This is a genomic window from Mycobacterium sp. TH-M11 (assembly GCF_057473725.1).
Map to the genome: position 1 here is coordinate 1 of NZ_JBYCLD010000453.1, position 2,332 is coordinate 2,332.

The 2,332-nt window shown below is 64.8% G+C and carries 2 protein-coding genes and 1 pseudogene; 2 read left to right on the forward strand and 1 reads right to left on the reverse strand.

From position 1 onward, the window contains the following. The first annotated feature begins 70 nt into the window (after nt 1–70). Nucleotides 71–946, forward strand: a complete 876-nt coding sequence (locus tag AC2VOG_RS17610) for a hypothetical protein (RefSeq protein WP_486941136.1) — start codon at nt 71–73, stop codon at nt 944–946. A gap of 17 nt (nt 947–963) precedes the next feature. On the opposite strand, the gene AC2VOG_RS17615 is transcribed toward AC2VOG_RS17610, so the two are convergent. Continuing rightward, nucleotides 964–2,187 carry a cytochrome P450 gene (locus AC2VOG_RS17615; RefSeq protein WP_486941137.1) on the reverse strand — a complete coding sequence of 408 codons (1,224 nt, stop codon included), beginning with the start codon at nt 2,185–2,187 and terminating at the stop codon, nt 964–966. Nucleotides 2,188–2,225: 38 nt separating this feature from the next. Between AC2VOG_RS17615 and AC2VOG_RS17620 the strand changes: the two are divergent. After that, a pseudogene (locus AC2VOG_RS17620) lies at nt 2,226–2,332 on the forward strand (acetoacetate decarboxylase family protein); the annotation flags it as partial.

Here is a 2,332-nt window from a genome sequence, read left to right on the forward strand (position 1 = left end):
TCGACGGCCTTGGAATCGAACTGAGTGCACGTTCGACGCAGGTGTCGGTAGGTCCCCGCACACTGCTGGCATGGACGGGCCGTTCCTGGGCAGCGAAGCGGTCGATTTGGGCCGCCTTCGGAAGTACACGCTGTACAGCAGCTTCCGGTGTCTGCACCCCGACGTCTACATTCCGACCGATGCCGAGCTCACCCCCGCAATCCAAGCTCGCGCGGCATGGTTGTGGTCACGGCGCCGCGGCATCGTCGCGGGCCGTTCCGCATCAGCGCTACACGGGTCCAAATGGGTCGACCATCGCGCGCCGGCGGAATTGCTCTACGACTACCGGCGGCCGCCGTCCGGAATCCACACCTGGTCGGACCGTGTTGGCGACGGCGAGGTGGAAACGATCGCCGGGATGCGTGTCACCACGTCAGCACGCACGGCGCTGGATATGGCCTGCCGATACCCGTTGGGAAAGGCCGTTGCGTCGATCGATGCACTGGCCCGCGCGACGAACCTCCGGTCCGCCGCCGTCGAGTCGCTGGCCGAGCATTACCGGGGCCGCCGAGGCATCCGGCGGGCGCGTAGCGCGCTGGCCCTCGTCGACGCCGGCGCCGAGTCGCCTCGTGAAACCTGGTTGCGACTGCTGCTGATCCGCGCCGGCTTCCCCAAACCGCAGACTCAAATCCCGGTGTACGACGAATACGGCCAACTCGTCGCCGAGCTCGACATGGGTTGGGAGGAAATCCAACTCGCAGTCGAATATGAGGGCGACCACCACCGAACCGACCGTCGGCAGTTCAACAAGGACATCACCCGGCACGAAGTATTGCGTGATCTCACCTGGACGGTCATCCGGGTCACCGCGGAAGACACCGAAGGCGGCATAGTTGCCCGCGTGCATGCGGCGTGGGAACGCCGAACGTGCGCTCAGTTCGACGCGAAGGCCGATTTTTCGAACTGAATGCACGTTCGACGCGCTCAGCTCAGCGGCGCGCTTGGGGTGAACACCATCGGCATCGACTCCAGGCCGCTGACGAAGTTGGCTGGGCGCAACGGCAATACGTCGCCGTCGTCGGCCAGCCGCAGATCGGGTAGACGCTGCAACACCCGCTCGGTCATCAGGCGCAGCTCCAAACGGGCCAGCTGGTTGCCCAGACAGAAGTGCGTGCCGAAGCCGAACGCGACGTGGCCGTTGGGGTCTCGACGAATGTCGAAGTCGTCCGGATTGTCGAACTGCGTCTCATCGAAATTCGCCGACTCGAACAGCAGCATGATCTTCTCGCCTTCGCGCAGCGATGTGCCGTGAAACTCGGTGTCGGCGCTCAGAGTTCGGCACATGTTCTTGACCGGCGAGGTCCAGCGCAGCATCTCCTCGATCGCGCCGGGCAGCAACGCATCCGAGTCGGCCCGCAGCGCGTCCCACTGATCGCGGTGACGCACCAACTGCTCGGTGCCACCGGACAACGTGTGCCGGGTGGTCTCGTCGCCGCCGATCAGGATCAGCAGGGTTTCCATCACGATCTCGTCGTCGGACATCCGCTGACCTTCGACTTCGGAGTTGACCAGGATCGAGAACAGGTCATCGGTCGGCTCGGCGCGACGCTTGGCGATGATGCCCATGGTGAATTCGGTATATCCCGCGAAGGCGTTCATCACCGTCTGGAACTCCGGGCCGCTCGGGTCGAGGTGCGAACTCAGTCCGGAGACCAGATCGTCGGACCACTTCAGCAGCATGCCGCGCTCCTCGGGCAGCACGCCGAGCATGTCGCCGATCACCGCCATCGGCAGCGGTGCGGCGAGGTCGCGGACGAAGTCACACTCGCCGCGCTCGCAGACCGCGTCGATCAACGCGTCGCACAGCCGGCCCAGCGACGGGATCTTCTCGGTGACCCGCTTGCGGGTGAACCCGGCGTTGACCAGCTTGCGCCGCAACAGGTGTGACGGGTCGTCCATGTCGATCATGTACGGCATACCGGGCTGATCCGGACGGATGCCGCCGGTGTTGGAGAACAGCTCGGGATTGCGCTCGGCGTCGATGATCGCCTGGTAGGTGGTCGCGCCGGCCAAGCCGTTGCGGTCGCGGAACACCGGTTGGTTGGCGCGCATCCAGCGATAGGCCTCGCGGGACGTCTGCCGGTCGGCGTAGAAGTTGCCGTCCGCCAAGTCGATGTCCAGGATGGTGTCCGGAATCGTTGCGGTCATGTGCCTAAGCCTCCAGTTATCGGATTACAGTGGCCGGCATGCCGAATTCACAGCACACCATCGCCGGAACCGTGCTCACCATGCCGGTGCGGATCCGTAAAGCGGACGTTCATACCGCGATGTTCTCGGTCGATGCCGATGCGGC

What these genes read in the sequence shown, in the direction of transcription:
- AC2VOG_RS17610 (WP_486941136.1), top strand. Translation starts at nt 71, where the DNA reads ATGGACGGGCCGTTCCTGGGCAGCGAAGCGGTCGATTTGGGCCGCCTT.
- AC2VOG_RS17615 (WP_486941137.1), bottom strand. Translation starts at nt 2,187, where the DNA reads ATGACCGCAACGATTCCGGACACCATCCTGGACATCGACTTGGCGGAC.